Here is a 7,019-nt window from a genome sequence, read left to right as displayed (position 1 = left end):
GCTCAAGACACTTCCGGTATGCAATACACATCAGCGTCTGAAGGTTTTTGGGCTTCACTACGAGTGCACTTCAATTCCGGCGAAAGAAGTGACAGTGATATAGAGATTAAGAGTTCGCATGGCCCTTATCGTATATACGGTTCTAGTAGCCGTTTTGGTGCACGCGGTTCTAATGATTTAGGCAATGGTTTAGTCGGCTTTTATGCTTATGAAGTAGGTATGTTTGCCAGAACTGGTCTCGAGCTTGAAACTCGTCAATTGCATGTCGGGTTACGCGGTGCTTTTGGTGAAGTACGCGCCGGTAGCTTTTGGACAGCTCCATTCAACATGGTTTATGGCAGCACTGACGTTGCTAATAGACAAAGTGGTGCGATTGTTTTTGCACCTGTAGGTGGTTTTCCAAATCTTTTACCCGGTATTATTAGCCGTTCCGTACAATATACAACCCCTGACTTAAATGGTTTTCAAGGTGCTGTGGTTGCTAGCATGATAAACGACGGGCCACCCGGCGTAAGCACCAGAACAAACGCTAAAAATACAATAGATTACTGGGCATTAGCCGGTAGCTACAGTATTTCAGGCTTTACTGTTGCTGGTACTTACAACACTCGTGCGGATTACGGTGACACATTAATGCACGAAGACGAGCCGCTTGATGAGTTTGTAAGACATGCTGGCGGTGCTCATCCAGAAGGGGAAGGGGTTGAGAATGATAGCTTTTGGTGTGTGGAGTGCCGGTATAATGATGTTGATAGTTGGGCGATTCGCCTTGCTTATGAGCAAGATAATTGGTACGTTACCAGCTGGTATGGTGAAATCGACTATAGCGGCGTTTCATATATATTTGATTCAACCAAAGACGGCGTAACTACAAGAGTTGTTAATATTCCTAGTGACCCCAAATTGTTTTCCTTTGCTGCTGGTATAGCGGTTGACAACGTCGATTTCTATGTGGTGTACGATTCAGTAGACAACGCTCAAGGTGCATATAGTGCTAAAGATAACTTTGGAACAGTTGGTGTTCAATACAATTTTACCTCCAAGTCCAGAATTTGGGCTGAGTATGTTGGCCAAAAGGCAGGCACAGAGATGTATACTGATGACTATGTCAACATTGGTTTGCGTCACGACTTCTAATCTTCTTTTACCTCCCCTAAAAGAGGGCGCTTATGCGCCTTCTTTTTTTTAATCAAAATACAAGGATTAGCAAGGATTTAAAATTGGTATTGGGCCGTCCAGTTCGCATACAGTCGGTCCGATGGTTGCTGGGCGGCGTTCTTCTACTGAAAATGTGGCGGGCATCGTAGGCATGGGTGCGGCATGCGAGCTGGCAGTGGCACAGCAAAAAACAGAAGCAGAGCGACTTGGCACTTTGCGTGATGAGATGGAAGCTGTTTTGCGGCAGGAAGGGGCGTTGATATTTGGCGGAGAGGCCGAGCGGCTATCCAATACGTCATTGTTTGGTTTTCCCAGTATAGAAGGCGAAAGTATGGTGGTGATGCTAGATCAATCCGGTTTTGCTGTCGCTAGTGGCGCTGCTTGCTCTAGTATGAAAGAAGAGCCCAGTCATGTGTTGCTGGCGATGGGGACACCGTTAGATACTGCTCGTACTGCAGTACGGGTGTCGTTAGGTGCCGCGACTAGTGCTGAAAATATAGCGCGATTTGTTTCGGCGGCAGTATCTTTGCGGCAGCAGTTGGGTGCGATGTCGTCGGTGTGTGGGGATTGAGGCTTTTCTTTGGTCAATAAAAACAACTATAAAACGGGGCAGGTGAACAAAAAACAACAGTAAAAGCCGTTATGTTGTTTTTAATTTCACTTTTTCGTGTTGAGTAGGTTATGATTCACATTGTGGATGAACCGCGGGCAACTGCGTTTTATTATTTTATTTATTTCAAGGAGAAATTAGACATGAAAAAGAAAGCAATTGCTCTTGCTATCGCCAGTGCCATGGTCGCCCCAAATGCGTTTGCGGCTCAAGACACTTCCGGTATGCAATACACATCAGCATCTGAAGGTTTTTGGGCTTCACTACGAGTGCGCTGGAATTCCGGTGAAAAGGATGGCGAGAGTGCAGCGAGTAAGCATAGTGCAGAGATTCAGAATTCGGGTAGCCGTTTTGGTGTACGCGGTTCTAATGATTTAGGCAATGGTTTAGTCGGTTTTTATGCTTATGAAGCAGGTATGGATGCCGAAAATGGTGGCAGCCTTGAAACTCGTCAATTGCATGTCGGATTACGCGGTAATTTTGGTGAAGTACGCGCCGGTAGCTTTTGGGCAGCTCCATACAACATGGTTTATGGCAGCACTGACGTTGCTAATAAACAAAGTGCTAGCCTCCTCGTTGGTTCACATGTTTTCCCCGGTCGTATTAGCCGTTCCGTACAATATACAACCCCTAACTTAAATGGTTTTCAAGGTGCTGTGATTGCTAGCATGGTAAACGACGATCGATACGACGCCGATGAGAACACCGTTGCAAACGGTGAAAATGCAGTAGATTACTGGGCATTAGCCGGTAGCTACAGTATTTCAGGCTTTACTGTTGCTGGTACTTACAACACTCGTGCGGATTACACTAACGTATTATTAAGTGATCCCGATAATGACAACTCGCCGATTCGGGCGCTTATAGATCAGGTTGCTGCTATAGCAGAAGCAGATGATGACACTACTCATAGTGCGCAGGTTGAGAGAGGCCTGAATAATGATGTTGATAGTTGGGCGCTCCGCCTTGCTTATGAGCAAGATAATTGGTACGTTACCAGCTGGTATGGTGAAACCAACTATAGCGACGTTACATATGAATATAAGTCAACCACAGATGGCGTAGAAACAGAAGTTGTTCAGGCTGCTAGTGACCCCCAGTTGTTTTCCATTGCTGCTGGTGTAGCGGTTGACAAAGTCAATCTCTATGCGGTGTACGATTCATTGGAAAATGCTGAAGGTGCAGATGGTGCTAAAGATCACTATGGAACAGTTGGTGTTCAATACAATTTGGGCTCCAAGTCCAGAGTTTGGATTGAGTATGCTAGCCAAGATTTAGACACAGATGCTGATGCTGATGACTATGTCAACATTGGTTTGCGTCACGACTTCTAATCTTCTTTTACCTCCCCTAAAAGAGGGCGCTTATGCGCCTTCTTTTTTTTAATCAAAATACAAGGATTAGCAAGGGTTAGAAATATTGCTTATAAAAATAATTTGTTACACTAACTGTTATGACAGTTAGCGTTTTTGAATTATTTAAAATTGGTATTGGGCCGTCCAGTTCGCATACAGTCGGTCCGATGGTTGCTGGGCGGCGATTTTCTCAATCTCTGGCAGATGATGGGTTGCTATCGCAAACGGCACGAGTGCGGGCAGAAATGTACGGATCACTGGGCGTAACCGGACGCAGTCACGGCTCTACTAAAGCGGTTTTGCTAGGGTTGGAAGGTGATACACCAGCGGGCATAGAGGTAGAAACCATTCCCGCCCGTTTGGTCGCCATTCGTGAAGGTCAGCGGTTGCGGCTGTTAGGGCGTCATGAAGTGCCATATTATGAGCGGGAAGACTTGCTTATGCACAAGCGTAAATCATTACCACACCACCCCAATGGCATGATTTTTCGGGCTTATGATGCCACTGGTAACGAATTGCGAGCTTCTTCATATTATTCTATTGGTGGCGGCTTCGTTATTGATGAAAATGCGGCGGCTAACGATAATCCAGTGATTGCGGTGGCGGCGACTGCTGTTCCTTATCCGTTTTCTAGTGGAACAGAATTGCTGGCTATTTGCCAAAAAAATAATATTTCTATCAGCGATGTGGTGATGGAAAATGAAAAACAACAGCTTCCCGAATCCACAGTACGTAGCCGATTACTGGAAATTTGGGAGGTTATGCAAGCTTGTGTGGAGCGAGGCTGTCGAGAAGAAGGTGTGTTGCCGGGTGGGTTGGAAGTCAAACGGCGAGCGGCAGGATTGCATCAGCGATTGTGTGATAGCAAAGATGATAGCCCGCTTAAAGTTATTGATTGGGTGAATTTGTACGCTATTGCGGTTAACGAAGAAAATGCCGCCGGCGGGCGGGTGGTAACTGCGCCTACCAACGGTGCTGCCGGTATTATTCCAGCAGTGTTGCATTATTACACTCGCCACACCGATTCACCGACTGATGACGGTGTGGTACGTTTTTTGCTGGCTGCCGCTGCGGTAGGCTCTTTGTGCAAGGAAAATGCTTCTATCAGTGGTGCCGAAGTTGGCTGTCAGGGTGAAGTCGGATCGGCCTGTGCTATGGCAGCTGCAGGCTTGGCCGAAGTTAGCGGAGGTACGCCGATGCAGGTAGAAAATGCCGCTGAAATCGCCATGGAGCACAATCTCGGACTCACTTGCGATCCTATTGGCGGTTTGGTACAAATCCCCTGCATTGAGCGCAATGCAGTAGGTGCTAATAAGGCGATTAATGTCGTTCGTTTGGCATTGGCAGGTGATGGTGAGCACTTTGTTTCATTGGATAAGGTTATTAAGACTATGCGCGAGACCGGTCGGGATATGAAAGATAAATACAAAGAAACAGCGCGTGGCGGTTTGGCTACGCATGTATTGGAAGTGCCGATTAATATTGTAGATTGCTGAGCGTACTAAAAATTGTGCTTTGCGGATAGTCGCAAGGCAACAATGAGGCAAATGTAAAAAATCCTTTTTTCATGCCAAATTGTGTTAATTTCACTGCCAGAAACGAAATATTACGCTCATTTTTTTGTAATTGGGCGCGAGAGTGCTCAAATTCGTAAATACAACGATACAATACAATATTCACATAATGGAAACAACTGGCGCAGAAATTATTATTCGCTCGCTGCAGGAAGAGAAGGTAGAGTATATCTTTGGCTATCCTGGTGGCGCAGTGCTGTTTATTTACGATGAGTTATTTAAACAGAAAAAAATCAAGCATGTGCTCACGCGGCACGAGCAGGGAGCGTCGCACGCCGCTGACGGTTATGCTCGTTCTTCCGGAAAAATTGGCGTTTGTTTAGTAACTTCCGGACCGGGCCTGACTAACGCAGTTACCGGCATTGCCACTGCTTATATGGACTCCATTCCAATGGTTATTATTTCCGGACAAGTTCCCTCCCACGCCATTGGGCTAGATGCGTTTCAAGAAGCAGATGCCGTAGGCATTACCCGTTCTTGTACCAAGTACAATGTATTGGTAAAACGTGTAGAAGATATAGCACCAACGATTCGCAAGGCTTTTCATATCGCCTCTACGGGGCGACCGGGACCGGTATTAGTGGATATTCCCAAAGATTTGACAGCCCAAAAAACAACTTATTCATATCCCAAAGGGGCGCTCAAAATACGGTCATACAACCCATCGTCTGCCGGACATCGTGGGCAGGTGTCGCGGGCAATCAAATTAATCAAAGGCGCCAAGCGATTAATGGTGTATTCCGGTGGTGGTGTGATTTTGGGCAATGCTGCTACCGAGTTTACGCGGTTTGTAAAAAAACTTAAGTGTCCGGTTACCAACACGCTAATGGGGTTGGGTGCCTATCCCGCTACGGATAAACAATTTTTGGGTATGCCGGGCATGCACGGCACTTATGAAACCAATATGGCCATGCAGCATTGTGATGTGCTGGTGGCGGTGGGCGCGCGTTTTGATGATCGTGTCATTGGCGATCCCGCGCATTTTTCTCAAGTGGCACGGCAGATTGTGCATGTGGACGTAGATCCGTCCTCCATTTCCAAGCGAGTAAAAGTAGATGTGCCTATCGTCGGTGAGGTGACGCAGGTGCTTAAATCCTTGAATGAGGGGATTGCCGGCAACATGCCTAGTACTAAAGATATGGATGCCTGGTGGGAGCAAATTACTAAGTGGCAGAATAAAAATTGTCTGCGCTACAAAACTAAGCCTGGCGTTGTCAAACCGCAACAAGTTATAGAGGCACTACACAAAGTGACTGGTGGCGATGCTTTTGTTACTTCGGATGTTGGACAGCATCAGATGTGGGCGGCGCAATATTACAAATTTAATAAACCGCGGCGGTGGATTAACTCTGGCGGGTTGGGGACGATGGGTTTTGGTCTGCCGGCGGCAGTGGGAGTGCAATTGGCGCATCCTGGGGCGGCTGTTGCTTGCGTGACCGGTGAGGCCAGTATTATGATGTGCATTCAAGAATTATCTACGTGTAAGCAGTATCGTCTGCCGGTAAAAATCATCAATCTTAACAATCGCTACATGGGTATGGTGCGCCAGTGGCAGGAATTTTTTCATGGTAATCGCTATTCCGAATCGTATATGGACGCTTTGCCAGATTTTGTCAAACTAGCCGAAAGCTACGGTCATTCTGGAGTGCGCGTAGAGCGTCCAGAAGATGTGGAGCCGGCATTGCGCGAGGTGTTTGCGCGCAAGGATGAGCTGGTATTTATGGATTTTGTCACCGACCAAACGGAAAATGTGTATCCGATGGTAGCGGCGGGCAAAGGGCTGTCTGAAATGGTGCTGGCGGAAGATTTGTGATGCGGCGCGTACTCTCCATTTTGATGGAAAACGAATCTGGTGCGTTATCACGGGTGGCAGGGCTATTTTCTGCTCGCAGTTACAACATCGAATCGCTAACAGTAGCGCCAACCGAAGACCCAACGTTATCGCGTATGACCGTTGTTACCGCCGGTGACGATACGGTGATTGAACAAATAACCAAACAGGTACACAAGTTAATAGAAGTATTTAAAGTTTCTGACATTACCGAAGGCCGCCATGTTGAGCGTGAATTGATGCTGGTTAAAGTCCGTGCTGAAGGTGATGAACGTGAAGAAATGAAACGGTTGGCTGATATTTTTCGCGCGTCTATTGTTGGAGTGAGTACCAAAACATTCATTATTCAAGTTACCGGCGATCGCAAAAAGCTGAATGCTTTTTTGGCAGCCTGTGCGGGAAATATTGTAGAAACAGCGCGTACTGGTGTTTGTGGTATGTCAAGGGTGTCAGAAGACAAATAGGCTACTGCCTATCAAATTTTTTAGGGC

General features: G+C 46.7%; 6 protein-coding genes. All 6 read left to right on the top strand.

Going from position 1 to position 7,019, the window contains the following annotated elements; genetic code table 11:
- Positions 1-1,137, top strand: a 1,137-nt coding sequence (locus NQX30_04535) for a porin (GenBank protein MDM5147637.1), incomplete at its 5' end; no start/stop codon positions are given.
- A gap of 82 nt (positions 1,138-1,219) precedes the next feature.
- A complete protein-coding gene (locus NQX30_04530) occupies positions 1,220-1,729 on the top strand; it encodes an aminotransferase class V-fold PLP-dependent enzyme (GenBank protein ID MDM5147636.1) in 510 nt (169 codons plus the stop codon).
- A gap of 182 nt (positions 1,730-1,911) precedes the next feature.
- Positions 1,912-3,102 carry a porin gene (locus tag NQX30_04525; protein MDM5147635.1) on the top strand — a complete coding sequence of 397 codons (1,191 nt, stop codon included), beginning with the start codon at positions 1,912-1,914 and terminating at the stop codon, positions 3,100-3,102.
- A 119-nt stretch (positions 3,103-3,221) separates the two neighbouring features.
- Positions 3,222-4,619, top strand: a complete 1,398-nt coding sequence (locus tag NQX30_04520) for an L-serine ammonia-lyase (GenBank protein MDM5147634.1) — start codon at positions 3,222-3,224, stop codon at positions 4,617-4,619.
- Between the two features lie 187 nt (positions 4,620-4,806).
- Complete coding sequence (gene ilvB / locus NQX30_04515) at positions 4,807-6,510, top strand: biosynthetic-type acetolactate synthase large subunit (GenBank protein ID MDM5147633.1); 1,704 nt, start codon at positions 4,807-4,809, stop codon at positions 6,508-6,510.
- Positions 6,510-6,992, top strand: coding sequence for an acetolactate synthase small subunit (gene ilvN, locus NQX30_04510; GenBank protein MDM5147632.1), 483 nt, complete (start codon positions 6,510-6,512; stop codon positions 6,990-6,992). The genes ilvB and ilvN overlap by 1 nt, the downstream gene beginning before the upstream one ends.
- Positions 6,993-7,019 lie beyond the last annotated feature (27 nt).

The sequence above is a fragment of the Candidatus Persebacteraceae bacterium Df01 genome, from assembly GCA_030386295.1.
In the GTDB taxonomy this organism is placed as follows: domain Bacteria; phylum Pseudomonadota; class Gammaproteobacteria; order Tethybacterales; family Persebacteraceae; genus Doriopsillibacter; species Doriopsillibacter californiensis.
This window is presented reverse-complemented; position numbering and strand designations above follow the sequence as displayed.

What these genes read in the sequence shown, in the direction of transcription:
- ilvN (MDM5147632.1), top strand. Translation starts at nt 6,510, where the DNA reads ATGCGGCGCGTACTCTCCATTTTGATGGAAAACGAATCTGGTGCGTTA.
- ilvB (MDM5147633.1), top strand. Translation starts at nt 4,807, where the DNA reads ATGGAAACAACTGGCGCAGAAATTATTATTCGCTCGCTGCAGGAAGAG.
- NQX30_04520 (MDM5147634.1), top strand. Translation starts at nt 3,222, where the DNA reads ATGACAGTTAGCGTTTTTGAATTATTTAAAATTGGTATTGGGCCGTCC.
- NQX30_04525 (MDM5147635.1), top strand. Translation starts at nt 1,912, where the DNA reads ATGAAAAAGAAAGCAATTGCTCTTGCTATCGCCAGTGCCATGGTCGCC.